This window comes from Bacteroidota bacterium, assembly GCA_016714535.1.
Taxonomy (GTDB): Bacteria; Bacteroidota; Bacteroidia; order AKYH767-A; family OLB10; genus JADKFV01.
Genome location: JADKDR010000009.1, coordinates 62,919 through 85,034 on the forward strand (window position 1 = coordinate 62,919; position 22,116 = coordinate 85,034).

Genomic DNA, 22,116 nt, shown 5'->3' on the forward strand with positions numbered 1-22,116 from the left:
ATTTTGCTTTCAAAAATATATCCACCAAACATATATACTTAGGGTTACTACCTTTTAACATTACGCAATCACACTTCTGTCAATTGCAATAAATTGATTAACTTATTTTAGTTAGTCAACATTGATCACTTAAATCCCAGATGCTTCGTAAACTCACCATTCTTAAGCTCATCAAGGCTTTCATTGCTCAACTGCTTCAGGTAAGTATCTTTTCTTCGCGATGTAAAAATTCCTATTCCATTGGTAATATTTGTATAAAAAGGAATGTTTTGAGCTAGGTTGGTAGTTAGATTATTAATACGGTAATAATCGTATAATTCCTGTGTGCCTCCATAAATAATCATCTCAAGTGATAGTGCATTGCGATATACAGTTGTGTCCTTTTTAATAGTAGTGCCAACAAAGCGGAAAAAACTTGTAGCTTCCAGGCCCACTTCCATCTTTTCCCGCACATCTGTTTCTTTTATAGATTTCTGCCCAAGTCTCATGTCAACGTATTTGGCAACTGTGTTTTGAGAATTAAGTTTTTCTGTTTCGGAATAGTAAAATCTGAAAACAGGTTCGTAAACAACACCATATGGACTCGTGTACCATATGATTACAAAAGGCGTATCCAGAAAATTAATAGTAAATCCGGTGGGTCTTATTAAGAAAACATTGCTCAGCACAATGGTAGTAGAAGTAACGGGTGCTGCCGTCTCACCTCTGGTAATTATCAATTTGTAATCGTTGCCTTGCTTTATGCTATCATGAGCGGCATACAGTAGATTAGGATTTGTTGCAAAAATGCCTGCATCTTTCTTTATACTTGTATCTTCCTTACAGGTTATGGTGCGTTTTAAAAATCCATCCTTGTACTCTTCCAGTTGCACTTTTAAATTTGACGAATAATAAAACGAATCGGTGTATTGCGCCATTTCGAGGGCGTTGCCTTCTCCAACAAAAGCTTTATGAATACGTATATATTGAACCGAATCGGTTGGATTCAGCAATGCATAAACGATGGTTGTGTCTTTATAATCAGCAATCAAATCAATCTCATTTTTGCAAGAGGAAAAAAATAGAACAAAACCGAAAGCAAAAAGCAGGATAAAAACTCCAAACTTGGGCAAAGTATTCTTTCCTTTTATCATTTTCATAAGTATGTAGCCTTATCATATATCAAAATTTTAATAGAGGCACGAAGGCATTTTGATACATTTGCGCAAACTTAAAAATAATAATCAATGAAGGAATCAAATACCGTGTTAAAGAAATTGTTTCTGTTAGCTCTGGCTACTACGTTAATAGTAAACAGCAATGTATCGGCCCAAACACGCGATGACCGGGCATCGCATATCGATTCAACTATTAGCCCAGGCAATGAATTTTTTATGTTTGCCAATAACACATGGTTTAAAGCCAATCCTATACCGGCAACTGAAAGTTCATATGGCATATTTAAAGTAATACAGGATACCATCAATAACCAAATACGCAGTATTTGCGAAAGTGCTTCTGCATTAAAAGATAAACCTAATGGCAGTAATGAGCAAAAAATAGGAGATTTTTATGCAAGTGGAATGAATGAAGCCGCCATTGAACGTATTGGCCTAATACCGCTACAACGAATACTTGAACGTGTATCTATTGCTAAGGATATGCAAGAAATACTGAACATTTCGGCCGATTTGCGCGGCTTTGGAGTCAGCTCTATTTTTTCGCTATATGTTGGTAAGGACGATAAAATAAGTAATAAGAATGCCATGTTTTTGGGGCAGGGTGGGCTTGGTTTGCCCGACCGCGATTATTATCTAAACAACGATGAACGTACTGTCACCATTCGAAATTCTTATATATCGCATTTGCAAAAAATAAATAAGCTAATGGGTGCATATGAAGGGGATGCCAAAAACTTTTCGGAAGCTGTTATGAAAATTGAAACTCAACTGGCCACGGTATCGCGAAAACTTGAAGAATTGCGCGATCCGGTTCAGAATTATAACAAAATGCATATGGCTGAGTTAATGAAACTTACTCCGGCAATACCATGGTCAAACATGTTTGCCACCATTAGGTTAAAACAAGTAGATACCGTTATTGTAGGCCAGCCTGAATTTTTTACCGGCCTTAATAAATTGGTCGAAACCATTAAAATAGATGACTGGAAGCTGTATATCAAATGGAACATTGTTAATAGCTATGCTGAGTATATCAATAAAAACTTCAGTGACCAGAATTTTGAGTTTTATTACAGAACCATGAATGGTGTTGAAGAACAGAAGCCCCGATGGAAGTTAGTAGTAGAGCAAACGGATGGTTTGCTTGGCGAATTGATAGGACAGATATACGTTCGCGATTATTTGCCTAAAGGAACCAAGGAAAAACTTATGGATATTGGAGCCGACATCAAGGATGTATATGTGCAACACATTAAAGGCTTAGATTGGATGAGCATGGAGACGAAAGAAAAAGCATTGGCCAAGCTTGATAAAATTACCATGAAATTTGGTTATCCTGATAAATGGAAAGACATGTCATCGGTAAGTATTAGCAAGGATAATTATGTTCAAAATATTATGGCTATAAACCGATGGAATTTCGATTACATGATAAACAAATTTGGCAAACCGGTTGATCGTACCGAGTGGGGAATGCAACCTCAAACTTACAATGCATATTACGATCCTGGAAATAACGAAATAGTTGTACCGGGATGCAATATTATAGTACCGGGCTATGAGCGAACACTTGCTGATGATGCCATACTATACAGCATAATTGGTGGCAGCACCATCGGACATGAAATTACACATGGATTTGACGACCAGGGCAGCCAATATGATGGCGATGGAAATCTAAATGATTGGTGGACGGCTGATGATCGCAAAAAATTTGAAGCAAAAACAAAGTTAATAGTTGAGCAATTTGATAACTATAAAGTGCTTGACAGTCTGCATTTAAATGGCGATGCTACGCAAGGCGAAAACATAGCTGACTTGGGCGGAATTGTAATGGGTTATGAAGCCTTTAAAAAAACCACACAATACCGGGAAAACAAAAAAATTGCAGGACTTACTCCTGACCAACGTTTCTTTCTTGGATATGCCTTTGCGTGGATGATGATACCTCGTGACAAAGCGCTTGCGAGGCAGATAAAAACAGATGTGCATGCACCTGCCAGGTTTAGAGTTAACGGCCCACTTAGTAACATGCCGGAATTTTATAATGCGTTTGGAATTAATAAAGGCGATAACATGTACCGTGACGAAAATGTAAGAGTGCGTATATGGTAATAGTTAAAGCACTTAGTAAATAATATTGCGTAAAAAGCACCACAATTTATGTGGTGCTTTCTTTTATACCCTATAACTACTCTAAATTTCCATTACATTAAAGCATGCATACAAAAGCATGCAAATTATTATCCCAACTGTTTGGGTTTTTACAAACCCCTGTATCGCGATTTTGCTAGTGGTAAGTGTTTCCAAAAGCCACTTACCAACAGCAATAGTTTCGCTGTTGATAAGTGTTATTTTCTGCTGCTTGCACAACCTCTCAATAATTTATACTTTCGCCAAAATGTATAGCTTGCTTCTTGCGAATAAGGTTCAAATACCAAAAAAAAGGCAGTGGGGCATTAGCTTAGTTGTTTGCTTAAACTTCTACTAAATGCTTATAATTTTCCCTTGTATAAACTGTTTGCTTAAGAAATATGCACCATAACCAAATAAAATATTCCACATCACAATTTTACATAAGCGCATTATCACGAGAATTCGTGATACCCTTTAGCATATAGGTGTGCTTTCTTTGTAGCTGAAAATGAAATTCCATATTAATCAAATAATTTTAAAAAAAATGATGAATAAAACCAATTCCCGTACAGCGGAAAAAAAACAAAAACTTATTTATTTAATCATGCTTTTTAGCATGTTGTTCTTTTCGCACTATGCAAATGCAGTGGCCGAAACAGAACCAAATGATACCTGGAATCAGGCGGATGTTATTACCCTTGGGGCAACAGGAACCGGTACCGCAGGTTTAGCGTCAAATCAAGATTGGTGGCGCGTTACATCTGCGCTAGATGGAAAACTTACAGTAAACTGGACTGCAACAAATTCACTAAACATTTATTGCCAGATTTACGATACTTTGGGTGTTGTTCAATATGCAAGTGCCTATACAAATTCATCAAATGTATTAAATGTGGATGGCTTAGCAGCCGGTACCTATTATATAAAACTGGTTGCTTATTACGGTAATGAGGCACCCAACTACAGTTTCGTGCCTACATGGACGGCACCAGCGCAATTGATAGATGTAGAACCTAACAATACCAAAGCGCAAGCAAAAACGCTTCCTGTTAACGGCAGTAGAACAGGACATATTGGATATGTATTTAATCAAGTTGATGATTTAGAAGATTGGTGGCAAGTGACTACCACTGCTAATGGTCGTATCGATTGGACTATCACTTCTCATAACGGGCAAAATATATATGCTAGATTATATGCTAATGATGGAGTCACACTTTTTGGTGGAAGTTATACAACATCTACTGCTACTTACTCTAAAGATGGATTAGCACCGGGTACCTATTACATTAAAATCAATAATTTTTATACAACTGAATTTGCACCTTATACCATTAGCAATAATTTGGTGCAGCCATCACAAGCAAATGATGTTGAGCCAAACAATACAAAAGCGCAAGCAAAGGTGTTGCCATTTAATGGTAGTAAAACAGGCCATATCGGATATGCATTTAACGGTGTAAGAGATGAGTTTGACTGGTGGAAGGTAACCACAACACTTGATGGACGGATAAATTGGACTATCACCTCTCATAATGGACAAAATGTATACGCTGAATTGTATGACAATAATGGTACAACCTTTTTAGGAGGTAGTTACACTAGTTCTACAGCTACATACTCTAAAGATGGACTTGCAGCAGGAACATATTTTATTAGGATTAAAACATTTTATGCAACTGAATTTGCAACCTATACTGTAAGCAACGGCTTGGTTTTACCGCCTGTGGTTAATGATGCAGAGCCCAATGGCCTATATACCCAAGCAATTGTATTGCCTATAAATGATTCGGCAGTGGGCCATATTGGTTATTATTACAATTTGCAAAGAGATGAGTTTGACTGGTATACGTTTACAACCGTAAAAGGAGGCAAAGTGGCTATGCGCATGATGTCTCTCAATGGACAAAATGTTTATGCACAATTGTATGACAATGATGGCATTACATATCTCGGTGGTGGTTATACAAGTAGCGATAATACATGGCAAATTGATGGACTTGGAGCAGGCAATTATTTTATTCGTGTAAAAACTTTTTACAATACAGAATGGGCACCATACAAGCTATTTGTAAATTCGATAGTAGGTCCTTATGCCAATGATTTAGGTTTTAATAACACCGCTGCTGCAGCTACACCCAAAAATGTAAACTCAACATTCACCGGTAACATCAACTACTATTATCAAAACAGAACGGATACATTTGACTGGTACAAATTTTCATTGGCAAAGGATGGAAATTTGAAGTGGACCCTAACAAGTGGCAATAGTCAAAATGTATATGCAGAATTATTTAATGCAGATGGCTTAACATACATAATAGGAGGTTATACAACTACTACTAGTACCTGGGGATTTGATAAATTAGAAGCAGGCACATATTACATGAGGGTAAGAACATTCTACAACAGCGAGTTTGCGCCATACTCAATAACTACTGCTTTTATAGAAGCACAAGGTGGAGATAATTTAGATAATGATTATGCCAATAAAGCCAAAACCATATGCGGCTACAATCCATTAATTGGGCATATCAATTACCTTAGAAATAATAATACCTACGATCCGGTTGATTGGCATAAGTTTGTCAAATCTGCAAACTCTGGTCCCGTGAGCATGACCGTGCAAACATTAGATGATACCAACAGTGTAAGCGATGGGCTTTATATTTACTATACTTTGTTTTTAGATACAGCAGGTGCACCTATCACTTCCGAATTCCTAATAAATCCCAACACAACCTGGACCAATACCTATAACGCATTAGCTAATGGTACTTACTATATTAGAATTAGGACATATTCAGTTGGTAATAATTCTTATTGGGGGCAGTATAAAATTACTGCAAACTTTAAAGATACTTGCAGTCAAAGCATAGCACTCACCTCATCTTCCTTAGGTACTACATGCAATAAAGGATCGCTAACCTATTACATTACGCGTGGCTTTGCTCCATACGCCTGTCAATTGTTTAGAGATGGTGTAGCATATGGTGCTGTAGTAAATACGAGCGACACTGCTAAATTTACTAATTTGCCTCCAGGTAACTATCAATTAAGAACCAAAGCAACAGGAGCATCAACTTATAATGTAAGCAGTGCTTCAACTCTCATCATACCTAGGCCTGCAGGTACTTCTGCAAGTGGCATAACTAAAAACAAAGCAACTATTAAATGGACTGCTTTAGCCTGTACTGATGGCTATGTAGTGGCGTTCCCTAATCCTGCAGCTGAAAATGTTACAGTTGACCTAAGCCAGTTTGAGCAAAGCAATGTAACAGTAACAGTATATGATCTTAGCGGAAAAATTCATTTGCAGGATAAAACATCCATGTTAAATTATCAATTGTCGATTGAAAAATTAAGCAATGGTATATATACGTTGATGGCGACTTCTGATAATAAGACCGCAATTACTAAGCTGATAATTGCAAAATAAATAGAAAGTATAAGAAAGATCTTCTTTTTGCGCCTATATCGAAAGATATAGGCGCTTTTTTATAATACTCAATTCCATCAATATGATTAATTAGTATATTTTAAAAAGTTACCAAACATTCAACGCTTGCTGGATTTAAGCAATAATAATGAACTTTAATCAAAGCCCACTTGGGGCAATAGAAAAAGATTTACAATGGCAGTTTTATCTATGATGCATTTCCCTCTCTAAATAATAAAATTACAACTCAGTTTTGAATAATATATTTGTGGCAAAATATCATTGAAGATGCTTTATCCCATTATGGAGCAATATTATACTGTGCAAGGCGAAGGCTACAATATGGGCGTTGCTGCACATTTCATTCGGCTTGGAGGATGCGATGTTGGTTGTGTATGGTGTGATGTTAAAGAATCGTGGGATGCCGCAAAGCATTCACTCACTGAAATTGATACCATTATCAATTGGCTAAAGGAGAGTAAAGCAAAGTTTGCAGTAATTACAGGCGGAGAACCTTGTATGTATAATCTTAATCATTTAACAGAAGCAATACATGCGACCGGTTGTAATACTTGGCTCGAAACATCGGGTGCTTATCCTATAAGTGGAACATGGGATTGGATTTGTGTATCGCCAAAAAAGTTTAAGCCTCCGCTATCTGCATCTCTTAAGATCGCTAATGAACTTAAGGTGGTAGTTTTTCACCCTTCGGATATAGAATGGGCCGCACAGCATGCATTATTAGTTAACAGTAATTGTAAACTTTTTTTGCAACCTGAATTTTCAAAACAAGATAAGGTGCTTCCTATAATTATTGATTTTGTCAAAACTAGCCCAAATTGGCGAATTTCATTGCAAACGCATAAATTTATGAATATACCATAACTATAAAAAGGCCATCTATTGAGGGCCTTTTTCATTAAAGTTAAATTTTATTAATAGCTGATAATTTCGATACTTCCAAACACTGCTGCACCTGTTAGTAACAAAACCTTATCATCACTTATATCAGTAAGCCTCTGATATGGTCGCTTATCAGTCACATTTCCAAATACAGCAGATACCTCGCGTGACTTTACATTCCAATTAGCAGGCACAATAATTTTTGCACCGCCAAAAACTGCATTTACTTCTAAACGTACAATGCCCTTTATATCAGCTTGCGATAAATTTATTTCGCCACCACCAAACACACAATTTATTTCGCCACCCAGAAAATTCTTACTAACAATATTTCTACGGGCACCTCCAAATACAGAGTTTACTTCAATTAATTCGCCATCACCAACATCTTGCACATTATCTTGATTAATGCCAAAACTGTCAGTCGACAGGTACTTTCCTTTTGGTCTTAGTATAAGGTAAGCACCAACACCAATAATTGCGATGGGCCAAAGAACATTGGCAAAGCCATGCATCCCAAACGAATTTTTAAGGAGAAAAACCATGCCTACTACGAGGCATGCTAACCATCCCCAGCCCGAAAAATTTTCTTTCACACCAATAAAAGTTCCTACCGCAATCAAGATCATTGGCCAGCTAAATATCCAATGGGGCATGTCAAAGTTTAATTGCTTAAGCAAGAAAATGCCTCCAATAATCATAATAATTACTCCAAGCCATATTTTTTGGTCTTTCTGATTTCGATTCCAATCACTGCGGATTTCATTTTCGTTTTCCTTTTTGTTGGCATTTTCGCCTTCGTCAATTCGGTACATAGTTTTAGAGGTTTTAGAAATTATGATACAAATATGCAGGTAAGGATATAGGTGCGAAAAGCATAATCGGTGCTTTGGATAGTCATGTCGGTAAATTGCATGTTTAAGTCGGTAAATTGCATGTTTGATTTTTTTAGCTTTGGAAAAAAAATAAAATGAGTTCAATAGTAAATGAGTTTAATGAGTACCGTTCATCTATGAATGAGCGAATAATGTCGCAAGACAATTTAGTGCTAAAGCGATTTTTTAATCTTGATACGAATACGTATGCTGCTGGTGCATTAAGCACACGCACCAAGGAAATGCTTGGTCTGGTTGCCAGTATGGTTTTACGCTGCGATGATTGTATTAAATATCACTTGCAAAAATGCCATGAACAAAAAGTGAGTACCGATGAAATGTTGGAGATATTTGCAGTTGCCAATATGGTTGGCGGCAGTATTGTAATTCCACACACGCGCAGGGCAGTGCAATTTTGGGATGCCTTACAACAAGAAGGTAAGGAAGCTTAGCCCTACGATGATATAATTGTAATAATATACTATGGTAGTGGCTCCCTACGACACTATTCATTTCTTGTTTTTGCAGAGAACTAGAATATCCTAAGTACCGGTTTTCGGTTACGGCTTGACTTAGCTTATTGTTTTAATAATTTACCATTTGAAATTACTTTGCCGTTAGTGGCCTGTGTAGCCGAATAAAGGTAAACTCCTGATTGCAAAAAATTGCAATTCAAAACAAACTGTCCAGCAGCTACAGGAGTTGATTTGTAAACCTCTCTTCCGGTAACATCGCTCAAGGTAATAAGGCAATCTGTATGGCCGAATACATCAAATATTACATAATCAATAATAGGGCTTGGAAAAACACTTACTCCGGAATTGGATATTGTGGGAGCATCATCAATGGGTGTGCTATTACATACTCCAGGGAAATTATTATCGAGCCAGTTGATACGTTGGCCTATCAGGTTTTCATATATGAAATCTCTTGCTGATAATTTAGAGAAATAGGAGGGGGCCAATATAAATTTGGAACTGCACCAAACGATTTCCAAATTGCAAAGTGTCGGCTTTTGGCATCATTTAGAAATAATGCAACCGAATCAATAAAATGGTTGATGGATGCTGTATCAAGTTGATTGGCACGAAGATCCTGCCACCTGCATTGTAAGCGGTTTTGAAACCATGGATCCTGCACCATTCGCTTCGCCCAAAAAACTTTGGGAGCACAAGCGTAATTACTATAATCCCAACCCGATATTTGGTCTGAATTACAAAAATCAGCATTGCGCCATGCGAAATTATAATCCCACACGGGGCCTAATACAAAGCGACCATCGTTGCTGTTCTTATCTTTATAAAAATAATTACTGGCCCGGTAAGCATCTACATTTCGACTCATTTCATTTATAAATATAAAGTCGCATGCCGCCAGGATATCAATGTACTTGCGGAAACCCAGAATCGGATCAGAAAAATTAGTGCCACTTAATGCGAGCTCAAAACTATCCATGTAAGCGTTTATATAATTTTTTTGAACTTGTAACATATCCTGTGATTTGGGATAAACATATTCGTAAAATGAAGGGCTTCCATTATTCGGATCAGTATAAACAGAATAAAATCCATCGCAAGAACCATTTACACACCAATCTGTTTTTAAGATATAGCCCCCTGTAAGGTTTACACCTGCTGTATCAGTATTTGTTAGTTTGGCTATATCCACCCGATTTTTATCACGTTTTATTCGTTCCATTAATACATAAACACCCTTGTAACTTCCATTTAGCATTAGCTCGACAAAGCGTGTGCGCGAGGCATAATGTCCCATCTGATTAGCAAGATGATAAGTTAAAACATTGCGCATAAGTGATCGGTCGTTTTGTGGCGAATACAATATCCAATCACTTTCGGGTGGCAGTCCAAGTATAGATGTATCAATTTCATTATTAAGACTGTCCCATGTTTCAAATCCATAAGGAATTTGTGGATGTAAAATTGCAGAACTCGCACCTCTTGTTTCAATGCCTATCTTGTGTTTAAAAGTAAAGGTGTCTGTAGGATGATTAAAGATTCCCGCTCCATTATCAATTATACCGATAGAGGCAGGAATCTTTGGATCATCAACAATGATAACTCCATTGGTTTCAATCTTAACAATAGGTAGGTTGGTAGAATCAAAAGAGAAAGGTGGAGAAGGATTCGTGCTGAATTTGAAACTGCATGATGTAAGTGTTCCTGCATTGTTTGGTTGTTTTTTATCAATAACCACCAAAAGCCATGACCCTGCAGTTGGTTGTCCATTATTAAAAACACCTAGCGGATAATTGGGTATGAAATCCCCCATATAAGGAGGCCAGGAAGCCCCTATGTCAACCCCGACTGCATTAAAACATGCACCATTAAAATTAGCCCCAACTGCATTGCCATTGTATATTTGATAGATTGAAGCGTCGGGAGATATAACGATGAGAATTAATTCCTGCACCATTGGATGATTAATAGAAACACATACTTCTTCTAATCCATAACTGCCATTGCATAACGGAAAAAGTGGGTTCGTAACATTTATACTAAATATATTCCAATTGCTATCATTAGTTATTACACCTGTGTTGGTAAAGTATGTTTGTGCTGTTACCTTTTGTTGGGTGCAAATGGATATACCAACAAATAATGTTATAGATAAAATATATTTCATGATAATAAAGTTTCGCATGTAATAATAGTTTTTTTATGGAATAAAGAATGAGAATTAGTTAAAAAAAAATATCAAAGAAAAAGGCTCTAGTAATTTTAGATTTCTTTGAAAGGCCTTTAGCATTTCAAAATGAACAAGATTAATTTAGTGAGCAATGATGACTGTGACGGGTACAAATCATCGAATTGGAGGAGAATTGGTATTAAAAATTGAATTTCGCCCAAAAAAGCAGGGCAGCTTGACTAAATTTGAGAAATTTTTTTGTCAACTAATTATTATGCGCTTAATTTGTTCACTATAGAACTATTCAATAGCAAATTTGTGTCGGGTAAGAAGCTGTACATTATAATTACTTTTCTATTTATTGCCATTCAGCATAAGTATGTAGCCAGTGCATCCTATATATGGACACAAAAAGCAAGCTATCCCGGCAATGGTTGGGCCTATGGAAGTTCCTTTGTGCTCAAAGGCAAAGGGTATTATGGCACAGGACAAACTAATAATATTTTATAAAGATTTCTATAGGTATGATCCCGGCAGCAATATTTGGATAAGGCTTGCTAATTTTGCAGGCACCAAACGTATAAGGAGTGTTGGTTTTAGTATTGCCCCTTATGGTTTTATTGGTACAGGGCAAGATGATATTGTTCCAAATACTTTTTTCAGTGATTGTTGGCGTTACGACCCTGCTCTTGACTCATGGTCACAAATTGCTAGTCTGCCCGAAGGCAGGGCCGAGGCTATTGCTTTCAGTGTAAAGGACAGCGCGTATATCGGTATGGGTACAAGTAGTAACGGTAAGGATATGTGGCGTTACGATCCCAATACCAATAATTGGTATCAGGCTGCTGACTTTCCAAATATGAATACGCTTGCGGCTGCTACATTTACTTATTTGGATAAAGCTTGGGTATGCTGCGGTAATGTTAATGGTGCAGCAAGCAATGATGTATGGATGTTTAATGCAAGCACCAACACCTGGACACAAAAGAGTTCCTTTGCTGGAGCTCCACGTAGCAACGCTGTTGCTTTTGATATTGATGGACAGGGATTTGTTGGCCTTGGCAAAAATGGCAATACTGAGTATAAAGATTTTTACCGTTACGACCGCTTTCTTGATAAATGGGATACCATTCCCGACTTTCCAGACGGTGCAAGGCAGGGTACTTCTTCGTTTAGCATTGGCGATTTTGGCTATGTATTAGGAGGCCAGGATTTTGGGCAATACTATGATGATATGTGGTCATTTGGACCAGCTGATTCCATTGTGGATAGCACCGAAACATTCTGCATAATTGATGTATTCCCTTTAGCTACCAAATCAAATCTTAAACTTGAGTGCGAAAATGCAATAGATAAAACGCTTACCTTTATGATGTATGACATGGCTGGCAGGCTAATTACTACTCAGTCCTATAAAATGACAACTACAACTTTGCAACTTTCGCTTGGTCGATTCAGAGAGGGCATTTATGTGTACACCGTTAGTTGCGACAACTTATTTGTAACCTCCGGCAAACTTGCCATTATACAGTAACCAATGAGATATTTTCTGATTGCATTCTTCTTTGTTTTTGTAGCGTGTACTGGTACCGTTACAACTGAAAATTCCAGGAATGAGTTATTCGAGAATCATGAAAAAAGGGATACTTCGCAAATGCCTAAACCTCCACCTCTTACCAACGTGTCTTTTAAGATTTTTTCAAATACAGATTACCCTAAAAGCGGAGTTAGTGAAGGATATGGCTATGCAGTTTACGTTGGTGAATCGATGCGCATTTTTCAACCAAATATTCCCGTAGTGTCTGGCAACAGTGGCTTCCGAAGCCAGGCCGATGCTGAAGCTGTAGCCAAAATTGTAAAGTACAAGGTTGAGAATCATCAAATGCCTCCTTCGATAACCTTGAATGAGTTAGACAGTATTGGCATTAGCCATTAATGCATTGTTAAAGAATTAATATAAATTTCGTTGCAGGTATTTATTGCTCCATATCGTCTGATGTTTAAACATCCGTTTGCAATAGCACATGGCATACGCGATGGTACCGATTCGGTTTTTGTAAAATTAGTAATGAACGATGTTGCAGGATTTGGCGAAGCTACCTTGCCTCCTTATGTGAAAGAAAGTCAACAATCTGTAATTGATTTTATCAGCAAAATATCGTTTGAAGATTTTACTGATGAAAATGGACTTAATAAGCATGTAAATTTTGTTACACCAAACGAAGGTAACTATGCAGCCAAAGCAGCATTGGACATTGCATTGCACGACCTTTATGGAAAAGTAAATTCCTTTTCATGTTTAAGTTATTTAGAAAAATATAAACGACCAACTCCGGCTGAATCTATTTACACAATTGGGTTTTGCTCACATGAGGAATTGAAACTAAAACTGGATGAAGCATCTGCATTTACATTAATAAAATTAAAGCTAATTGGAACTGATGACGAGTCTTTTGTTGCTTTATTTAAAAGACTTAGCAACAAAAAATTTTGTGTAGATGCTAATCAGGCATGGAAAGATGTTGAAGTGGCAAAATTTAAAGTTGATTTCCTACAGCAACAAGGGTGTGTGTTTATTGAACAGCCCATGCCTGAAGGCATGGAAATACAAATGCCTGCTTTGCAAGCCATCGCACAAATTCCGCTAATAGCTGATGAAAGTTTTCAAGGTGACAATGCCAGTATGGAATTGTTGCACTACTTTGATGGTGTAAATATTAAACTCATGAAATGTGGCGGTCTCACACGTGCAAAGAATATTATTCAAGAAGTGCATGAATTGCAAAAAAAAATAATGATAGGATGTATGAGCGAAAGCAGTTGCGGTACTTCTGCAGCTGCACACTTAATGGGTGCAGCCGACTGGCTCGACCTTGATGGTCCGTTATTGATTAAAAACGATCCCTTCGAAAACATCCGGTTTGCGAATGGGCAAATAAGCATTAATAAAGGATTGGGATTAGGAATTGCTGAGCGTGCAAGTGCCAATTTGCAATGGCAACAAATAGCCTAAGGCTATTTGAGTTCCTTCAATGAAATATTTATTTTTTTTTGCAGCGTTGCAGAAGATTTAACAAGAGGCAACCTTACATTATCATCAATAAGCTTTTTTTGCTTCAGTATAAATTTTACTCCTGCAGGCGAACCTTCTTCGAACATCAAATTGGTAATATCAAACAACTTGTAATGTAAAGCGCGGGCATGATTATAATCGCCCGAGAGCGCAGATTGCACCAGGTTGCTCATTAGTTGCGGAAAGGCATTGGCGCTTACACTTATTACGCCTTGAGCACCGGCACTCATCATTGGTAGTGTTAGGTTATCATCGCCACTGATAACGCCAAATTTCTTGGGCTTGTCTTTAATTATTTTCATTATTAAATCCATGTTGCCACTTGCTTCTTTGGTGGCTACAATGTTTTTAAAGTCATATGCAAGGGCCAGTTGTGTTTCGGCACTTATGCTAACACCAGTGCGGCCAGGAACATTGTATAATATAACAGGTAGGGGAGAAGACTCGCTTATCAATTTATAATGTTGATACAAACCTGTTTGATTGGGTTTATTGTAATATGGCGCTACACTAAGTATTGCACTTAAATTTTTATATGCTATTTGACTCAACTGATGCGCTACTAAGCCAGAGTTATTGCCACCAACACCTAATACAAGTTTTATTCGGGATTTATTAACGGCAATAATGTGATTAATTATTTCGTGCTTCTCATCGTTGCTTAGGGTAACGTTTTCACCAGTAGTACCAAGTATTACAATGTATTCAACCTTTCCTTTTATCAGGTGATTTACCATTCGCGTTAAAGCATCGTAATCAACCGTAAGATCTTTGCTAAATGGAGTAATAAGTGCTACTCCTGTGCCATTAAGCGGTTCGTACATGGGCGTTACCTATATGTTTTAAATATTTATCTACCAACTCGATAAAAGCAGCAAGTGTTACTTTATCATTTGTTTTTATCATAAAGTCACAATACTGGTGATGGCGTCCTTCGTAGCGTCCAATTTTAAAATTTGCCTTGGTAATAGACGCAAGGTACTTAAGCGGAAAACAATGATGAATGTTGAGGTTAATTAAGATATCAAAATGTACCTGTGTAAACTTATCCACCATTGGGTGGTTTGGTTTTAGCAGCCAGGTAAGATTTTTAAAAGTAAAGAAATCGAGCCCCAATTTACTAAAGCGCATGTTGGGCATTTCTTTTTGGTCAATATAGCCTAGTGCAAGCACGTCTTTCTGTAAGTCGCGCATGCTTTTTACATACTTTTTAATTACTTCATAATCTTCTTCGTAAGTGGCATCGTATAAGATGCCTATTTTTAGCGCGCGGTCAAACGATACACTACGCGGGTGGCGGTGTTGCTTTTGCAGTTCTTTGCGAAATAGGTAATCAGCAATCTTCTGCTGAACCTTTTTTTTCTTTATAGACATATTTCAAATCAAATTGGCAGAAGCACAAATATATAAATGCTAAATGGAATATGTAACTATTATTATAGTATTTCTCTGTTGATGTACGATTGCTGTAAGTGTTAGATCGCACTAAAGAAGTTAATCTTGTTTACACTAGATAAATCATGAATTGTAATAAGCGCCTCAAGCATAGAAATCATACTATTTAACCCGTGCCTTGTTCGAATGCCTGGCTTCTATGTGTAAATGCTATTGATATGCTATGGTTTGAACACTAAATAATTCTTGGAATGGGCTTTATGCGTAATAGTTTGTTTGAAGCAATGAAATGCATCATTACTACTAAAGGCAAACCAACCTAAACCAAATTACTCTGTAACAGGAATATTTATATTTATTTCTCCTTCCTTTTGATCGGTAGAATATGGAATACCACCTACAACACGTGCATTGATGGTAGTGTCAAAACCGGCTCCAAGAAAAAAGTAGTCACCACATTTCAAACCCTCCATGTGAACATGGTCTTCGCCTGCTTCGCCTACAAAGTAAGTGTCGTAATTTGCGGGGCTTAATCCTGGTGATTCCTTCGAGTTGAACTTTACGTAAATTGTATCGAGGTAATTCGTTTTATTGAATATGGGTTTACTATGATGTTGCGGAAACGCTACAATCGTTAAACTGCCACCTTTGCTAGCTGTGCATTTGTCCTCATCTTTTTTGCAAGAGGAAATTATTGTTGTTAGGACAATTGCAGTGATGATATATTTTGACATTTCTTTTTTTTGTTAAGTTTTTTGAAATAATTATTTATCAGTTAATGCTTTTAGAAAATTAACCAAATCTTGCTTTTCCTGTACTGTTAAATTCAATGGTAGTATGAGTCCGCTTTTATTAGGATGTGGGTGGCCACCACTGTTGTAATGCTCAACTACATCTTTTAAAGTTGCCATTGAGCCATCGTGCATATAGGGAGCGGTGAGTTCTATATTGCGCAAAGAGGGCACTTTAAATTTCCCAACATCCGCTTGCTGTAGCGTAATTCGTGCGCGTCCACTATCAACGTAGTTTAAATAAACTCCGTTATTTTTAAAACTGTAATCAGTAAAATTATACTGTCCATGACAATGAAAACATTCTCCCTTCTCAGCAAAGAAAATATTCATTCCATTTATTTCGGAGGGTGTTAATGCTGCTGTGTTTTTGTCATAAAGGTAATCATCATAACGCGATTTTCCAGTAAAGAGTGTGCGTTCATAACAAGCAATTGCCCGAGTGAGTGTATATACACTTGGCGGTTGGTTATATGCTTTTTGAAAAAGAGAAGGATAATCAGGATGCTTGTTTAACCTTGCTACAACCTGATTTATATCAAAATCCATTTCAAGCGGATTTTCTATTGGCGCAAGCACTTGTTGTTCAAGTGATGGCACACCACCATCCCAAAACATATATGGTTGATAGGCTGTATTTAAAATAGTCATTGAGTTGCGTGTAGTGCGATTGCTGTCAATGCCTAAACTAAACTGCACGCCATCGGTAAACTTCTTATCGGTGTGATGACAACTGCTGCACGAAATGGTATTATCGCGGGAAAGCAATGGGTCAAAAAATATTTCTTACCCAAATCAATTCTGTTTTGCGTTGGTTGATTGTCGGCTGGGATAAGAGGATAAGGAAATCCCGTGGGTGTATTAAGTATCAGTACTTCGTTGCCTTTGTCTTCTGCTGCCGGATCCTTTTTACAAGCGGAAATGCAAAAGAATATGCAAATCACCATCACAGCCCTTCTGCCTCTGGGCAGAAGGGCTTTTAAGATGGATTCTGTAAATGAAATCACTCTCATTGTCTTATTCTATTGAAAAGGCTGTTGGCCAGTTGTTGGCAATTTTTGTAGCAAGAGGCATGTTGTCCATAGTATGGGTTGCGTTTTCTGTTCGCATGTCTACGTTGTTCAACACCTTCAGCAAGTCGAATTCCAAACCTATTTCATAATCGCTTCCACTTACAACTGTAAACGCCTCAGTAGAAAAATCAATGCTACACTTGAAATTATCCATACCAATATGATAGAAGTATTCAAAATCAAGAGGTCCGTTTGCAGCCTGTGTAGTATCAACCTTTCCTTCTATTTTCATAAAGATGTAGCCACTATTCCAACTCCAATGTATGCCTGGACTTTGTATTGCAAGCGGATTGCCGGCCGCATAGGTTGTTGGGTCGCTGTGATTGGTAGCACTGTCTAAACCAACGATAAATTTAAAACCCTTGTAAGAGCCAATAGGCACTTTTGCTAATTCATATTTGCTGGTTGCCGGATTAACAAGAATAACTTTTCCGGATATCGGTAGCTGGCTTCCATCATTTTTAATAAGAACAATATTCGAAAGATAATAACGAAAATCGGAAAGGTTAAACTTTCTTCCTGATGCATCCTGATACTGCGTTCCATAAACAGCAGCGCTTGTTCCTACCATGGTATGCATATGGAAAGAAAGTTTTTGCTCCGTGCTTGGTGTTGGTGCCGGTGTTTCGTCATCATCTTTTTTACATCCTGTAAAAATTGTTGCTGTTGTTAGCAATGCCACAAGGGCCATTAAGATTACTTTGTTTTTTTTCATTTTCTTTATTTTTAAAATTGTTTGATAAGTGATTAATCTGATTTTGTTTTTTATTATTTGAATTAATTAAGTGCAACCGAAATGCCCGTTATAATTCTGAATTTCATTTCAGGTTGCGGCATATTTAATGTTTGACTAACGGGTAATTGAAATGCTGTATTGATGGATATTTTATTAAAATAAAAATCTAAGGCTGCATGAGCATAAGTTATTGTTCCACCTGAATTGCTGATATAATAATTCTCGTTCCAATCTTTACCTGCCTGTTCAACAAATACTCCTGTGCTAGGATTAAGCTGCATTTTGTTTACATTAAATTGATAATAAACTATTGCATTTGCATTTAATTTGTTTCCATATTGAAAAGATTCACTATTGATAGTAGCAATCAAATAAGACGCATTTACATTGAAACCTACGCGGTTAATTTTTCCCAAATAAGACGTACTAGCAATAAAATCCCAACTGCCTGTTCCGGGTTGATGCATTCGTTCAAGAGGGTTTCCATTAACACCAAGCTTGTATTTACCTGTTGGAAATTTTATACCACCTCCGGCAAACAACCGATGCGATAGTTTTGAACTATCCATGTTTGTTTTGTTGAACAACTGATAATGAGCAATCACAATTGGGTCGCCAATTCCTTTAATGGGTTCATCGCTTTCAGCCTCACCATGATGATGTCCATTCATTGCATCTTCGCCTTTACTGCTTGTTCCCTCAGCATTATAGATGTATGGAAGGGAAAATATTAGTTGGAGTTTTTGAACCGGATATAACTGTCCGTATAATTCCAGGATATTGCGCTTTTCCCAAAAATGGCTTTGGGAGAGATTGGCATCGGCAAACTCTGATAAATTATGATGCGTTCCATGGTATCTCATAGAATGATACCGCAAGCCAACAATGTTCTTTTTGTACTGTGGATTTAACCCCAAATAACAATTACAAAAATCACATGCGTGGAGCAGTTGAGTACTTAATATAACAATTACTATGATAATTAGTTTATTCATTTTTTTGTTAAAATATTTATTACAACAATTTGAAGTTGCTTAAATGCAACACTGTTTTTCTTTGCTTCTATAAGCAAAAGAAATATAGCCATCATGCACACTATGTGTAGCGTGCGTGACAATAAGAAATAAATAAGTTAAACGGTTGGTGGATGAAAGATTGAAAAGCTTACAGATTGTGCTTTGCGCAAGAGAAAGAAGCTATCGTATTTTGTTATTTCAAAACAAGCGCTGAAAGGGAAGTGGATGTTTTTTTGAAAGAATTGAACTGTTTCATTTTTTTCTTTTGCTGACGATGTAGGGCCTTGATCCTTTTTGTCCTGCTCTTTCATTTCTTTCATCATATGACACTTCCCATAACAATTCATTTTGGGTTTTGCCTTGTCTTCACAAAGCACCGTTGCATAAGTCTGTTTGTTGATGAGATAATGAACAAATATCATCGTATGCCTAAAAGCAGAAAGCATCATAATGCCGACAAGAGATAAGAGTAGGAATTTTTTCATTAACGGTTCAAAAGAAGATTAAATAATTGTATCATGCAATGACATTTCTCATGTTTTATACTTTGATAGGTTTAGTAAAAAATAAATATTCGGTTGAATAATGAAAAACGAACTTATAGAGGTGCTTGCGCACTGCATGTTTGAGTTACAATTATGTTATCTAGCTACATAGTTTTACTATATTAAAATTGCATAAAGTTTATGCTTATTCATTATTCTATCAATATCAAGTTGCTTCATCCAATTTGACTCTTGATTTATGCCTCTGATATGAATTTTTGGGTAATTGGAATAGAGTAGGGTGCTGATGATTATATTTTCTGTATCATGTTGTCCAACCTGTTTTGGCTTTGAATTAGTCATCTTGGTCGTTAACTCTTAAAATTTTGCTTTAATCTGGTAAGCCATTGTCTATTAATTGCTCATATCACCAACCAAGATTTTGAAGAAACATTTTCGATGCGTGCTTTGTCATTTGTTTTAAAATCGATATTTGTAATTACATTATTTGGTAATCTGCTGTTAATCTTATTTTTTGAAAATTAAATAAACAGCTAATACCAAGAGTCCAAAATCAAAAAAAATGCATCAATCTGAATTCTTCGGACTTAAAAAATATGGTCGAAAAAAAACAGATAAAATCAAATTCCCACTTCCTAAATTGCTTTAAGTTGTTTTAAATAATAAAGGCCACCATGCTTTTTAAAACCGATACGGTTTGCTGGTACTTGAAAACAATATTCATTAAAAGCAATGCCCAAACTTATTAATAGAATTAAAAAAATACCCTGTTTACTTTCCCTACAAAACATCTTTGAACTTAAGATGCCCATGCAAAGCAAAGTACTAAAAGCATTTAAAATAGCAATAATCCTATGGCAAGAAATGACGCATTTTTTATGAAAGATTCTAGTTAAGGCGATTTTTAATAAACAAGAATGGCAAAATAAAGAAAAGGCTCTGAACCTAAAATCGTTTACTGAGATCTTAAATTCCTTGTGTTTTGGTTGTGAACTAGCTATTGCCTGGATCGAAAATCTTAAAAATTAGATCTAAGTTTAACACATTGTTATATAATGGCTTACAAATACAAATGTCCTATAATTAATATTATGTTAAATATAAAATTACGAGTAAACGGAGGACTTGCCTCCGTTTCTGTACTACTTATTTCTTTAAAGCAGCATCTATCGTTTTATATATTTCGGTATCGGTTTCACCCAACCTTACATACAATTGTTTTAATGAAATTAAAGTTCCCTGATCGGTATTGTTTAGCTGATAGGCTTTTTCAAGATAAGGCTTTGCAGCTTTGAAGTTTGTGTTTGCTTTTGCCAACAAGGCGTCATACTCTTTTTGTTTGCTTGGTGGTAAATCGTTGGCTTTGTTAATTAACTCTGCCCCGTCATTAAATAGTAATGCCCCAACATTATAATTGGCATCAAAGTAATCCGGTTTAATTTCAATTGCTTTTCTATACACTTCTATAGCCTGTTTGTTGTATTCGTCTGCCTTTGCGTTTTCTTTTTTCTCTTTTGAAGCTGCTGCTAATTTATCGAGCATGCTACCTTTGGCCATATATAGTTCATGGTTTTTAGGATCCGCTGCAATTGCTTTGTTTAATGGCTCAAGGGCTTCTTCGGGATTGCCTTTTTCAAGTACATCGTTTAATTGAAATACCATTAATGCCTGATCGCCCGGATAGCGCTTAAGTCCGGCAGCTACTTCACTTACTTTTTCTTTATTGCCTTCTTCGGTATAAAGTGCGGCCAGCGATTGATAGATTGCAGGATCATCCATTTTATTCTCTATCAGCTTGGTATAATAGAGTTTTGATTTTTCTTTATTCCCATCTTGACGTGCTGCTAAGGCGCAATTTAAAAGAACAGTAGTATCATTCGGGCTGTCGGCCAAGGTTTGTTCAAAATATCGGAGTGCTCCTGCATAATCCTTCGACTCGTATGCCTTAACTCCATTAGTAAAAATCAGATTTTTCAATTGATCGATATCAGCCAAAATTTCAGGTTTGTATTCATATTTCGGATCAAGTTCTAATGCCTTGCGATAAGAACTTATGGCTGTCTCTATTCCATTGGGTGCCAATGCCTTAAATTTATCATCGGTAACCAATGCTTTGTAAATCATTCCACGGTAATACCATGTTTTAGGCATGGCCATACTCTGTTCATTGGCACTTGCTTCGTCAATTGCCTGCATTGCTTTATCATACTCTTTGTATTGATAATAATTGTATGCGCTTTGCACTTTGGCCTTTTGAGCAATCAAATTAATGCTTAAACTTAAAAGGCAGATAATCAAAATTAATCTATTCATTTTTAATAACTTAAGTTTTTATTTTTAAATGGAAATATCAATCTAAAATATTTT

At 36.7% G+C, this 22,116-nt stretch carries 20 protein-coding genes and 1 pseudogene; 8 read left to right on the forward strand and 13 right to left on the reverse strand.

Features of this window, described 5'->3' with window-relative positions; translation table 11 throughout:
• Window positions 1-125: 125 nt before the first annotated feature.
• Window positions 126-1,139: a DUF4249 family protein gene (locus tag IPO27_12855; GenBank protein MBK8847375.1), complete on the reverse strand. Its 1,014-nt coding sequence runs from the start codon at window positions 1,137-1,139 to the stop codon at window positions 126-128.
• Window positions 1,140-1,226: 87 nt separating this feature from the next.
• On the opposite strand from IPO27_12855, the gene IPO27_12860 reads away from it, so the two are divergent.
• From IPO27_12860 to IPO27_12870, 3 genes are all read left to right on the forward strand, one after another.
• A complete protein-coding gene (locus IPO27_12860; GenBank protein ID MBK8847376.1) occupies window positions 1,227-3,275 on the forward strand; it encodes a M13 family metallopeptidase in 2,049 nt (682 codons plus the stop codon).
• Between the two features lie 565 nt (window positions 3,276-3,840).
• Window positions 3,841-6,735 (forward strand): T9SS type A sorting domain-containing protein, encoded by a 2,895-nt coding sequence (locus IPO27_12865; GenBank protein MBK8847377.1) that lies wholly within the window; start codon window positions 3,841-3,843, stop codon window positions 6,733-6,735.
• Window positions 6,736-7,023: 288 nt separating this feature from the next.
• A complete protein-coding gene (locus IPO27_12870; protein ID MBK8847378.1) occupies window positions 7,024-7,620 on the forward strand; it encodes a radical SAM protein in 597 nt (198 codons plus the stop codon).
• Between the two features lie 50 nt (window positions 7,621-7,670).
• Here IPO27_12870 and IPO27_12875 read toward each other — a convergent pair whose 3' ends face one another.
• Complete coding sequence (locus IPO27_12875) at window positions 7,671-8,453, reverse strand: hypothetical protein (protein ID MBK8847379.1); 783 nt, start codon at window positions 8,451-8,453, stop codon at window positions 7,671-7,673.
• Between the two features lie 155 nt (window positions 8,454-8,608).
• Between IPO27_12875 and IPO27_12880 the strand changes: the two genes are divergently transcribed.
• Complete coding sequence (locus IPO27_12880; GenBank protein MBK8847380.1) at window positions 8,609-8,965, forward strand: carboxymuconolactone decarboxylase family protein; 357 nt, start codon at window positions 8,609-8,611, stop codon at window positions 8,963-8,965.
• 125 nt (window positions 8,966-9,090) lie between these two features.
• On the opposite strand, the gene IPO27_12885 is transcribed toward IPO27_12880, so the two are convergent.
• Together IPO27_12885 and IPO27_12890 are read right to left on the reverse strand one after the other, a co-directional pair.
• Window positions 9,091-9,477, reverse strand: a complete 387-nt coding sequence (locus IPO27_12885) for a hypothetical protein (GenBank protein ID MBK8847381.1) — start codon at window positions 9,475-9,477, stop codon at window positions 9,091-9,093.
• On the reverse strand, window positions 9,420-11,156 hold the full coding sequence (locus tag IPO27_12890; protein MBK8847382.1) for a CotH kinase family protein: 1,737 nt from the start codon (window positions 11,154-11,156) through the stop codon (window positions 9,420-9,422). The genes IPO27_12885 and IPO27_12890 overlap by 58 nt, the downstream gene beginning before the upstream one ends.
• 261 nt (window positions 11,157-11,417) lie before the next feature.
• Between IPO27_12890 and IPO27_12895 the strand changes: the two genes are divergently transcribed.
• Genes IPO27_12895 through IPO27_12910 form a run of 4 tightly spaced genes read left to right on the forward strand, consistent with a single transcriptional unit; the run spans window position 11,418 to window position 14,172 of the window.
• Window positions 11,418-11,669, forward strand: coding sequence for a hypothetical protein (locus IPO27_12895; protein ID MBK8847383.1), 252 nt, complete (start codon window positions 11,418-11,420; stop codon window positions 11,667-11,669).
• Entirely contained in the window at window positions 11,638-12,693 is a 1,056-nt protein-coding gene (locus tag IPO27_12900; GenBank protein ID MBK8847384.1) for a hypothetical protein, read from the forward strand. The genes IPO27_12895 and IPO27_12900 overlap by 32 nt, the downstream gene beginning before the upstream one ends.
• Window positions 12,694-12,696: 3 nt before the next feature.
• Window positions 12,697-13,095 (forward strand): DUF4907 domain-containing protein, encoded by a 399-nt coding sequence (locus tag IPO27_12905; GenBank protein ID MBK8847385.1) that lies wholly within the window; start codon window positions 12,697-12,699, stop codon window positions 13,093-13,095.
• A 60-nt stretch (window positions 13,096-13,155) separates the two neighbouring features.
• Window positions 13,156-14,172 carry a dipeptide epimerase gene (locus tag IPO27_12910; GenBank protein MBK8847386.1) on the forward strand — a complete coding sequence of 339 codons (1,017 nt, stop codon included), beginning with the start codon at window positions 13,156-13,158 and terminating at the stop codon, window positions 14,170-14,172.
• Between the two features lie 2 nt (window positions 14,173-14,174).
• Here the strand turns inward: IPO27_12910 and IPO27_12915 are convergent, their stop codons facing one another.
• The 9 genes and pseudogenes from IPO27_12915 to IPO27_12955 form a co-directional block, all read right to left on the reverse strand.
• Window positions 14,175-15,056, reverse strand: coding sequence for a 4-hydroxy-tetrahydrodipicolinate synthase (locus IPO27_12915; GenBank protein ID MBK8847387.1), 882 nt, complete (start codon window positions 15,054-15,056; stop codon window positions 14,175-14,177).
• Window positions 15,040-15,606, reverse strand: coding sequence for a hypothetical protein (locus IPO27_12920; GenBank protein ID MBK8847388.1), 567 nt, complete (start codon window positions 15,604-15,606; stop codon window positions 15,040-15,042). Before IPO27_12920 ends, IPO27_12915 begins: the two co-directional genes overlap by 17 nt.
• Before the next feature lie 350 nt (window positions 15,607-15,956).
• Complete coding sequence (locus IPO27_12925; protein ID MBK8847389.1) at window positions 15,957-16,361, reverse strand: hypothetical protein; 405 nt, start codon at window positions 16,359-16,361, stop codon at window positions 15,957-15,959.
• 30 nt (window positions 16,362-16,391) lie between these two features.
• Entirely contained in the window at window positions 16,392-17,186 is a 795-nt protein-coding gene (locus tag IPO27_12930) for a cytochrome-c peroxidase (GenBank protein MBK8847390.1), read from the reverse strand.
• 249 nt (window positions 17,187-17,435) lie between these two features.
• Window positions 17,436-18,206, reverse strand: a complete 771-nt coding sequence (locus IPO27_12935) for a hypothetical protein (GenBank protein MBK8847391.1) — start codon at window positions 18,204-18,206, stop codon at window positions 17,436-17,438.
• Between the two features lie 62 nt (window positions 18,207-18,268).
• Window positions 18,269-19,222, reverse strand: coding sequence for a hypothetical protein (locus tag IPO27_12940; protein ID MBK8847392.1), 954 nt, complete (start codon window positions 19,220-19,222; stop codon window positions 18,269-18,271).
• Between the two features lie 137 nt (window positions 19,223-19,359).
• A complete protein-coding gene (locus IPO27_12945) occupies window positions 19,360-19,728 on the reverse strand; it encodes a hypothetical protein (GenBank protein ID MBK8847393.1) in 369 nt (122 codons plus the stop codon).
• A gap of 574 nt (window positions 19,729-20,302) precedes the next feature.
• Window positions 20,303-20,561, reverse strand: a pseudogene (locus IPO27_12950) (DMT family protein).
• Window positions 20,562-20,895: 334 nt separating this feature from the next.
• Entirely contained in the window at window positions 20,896-22,062 is a 1,167-nt protein-coding gene (locus tag IPO27_12955) for a tetratricopeptide repeat protein (protein ID MBK8847394.1), read from the reverse strand.
• Between the last annotated feature and the right edge of the window lie 54 nt (window positions 22,063-22,116).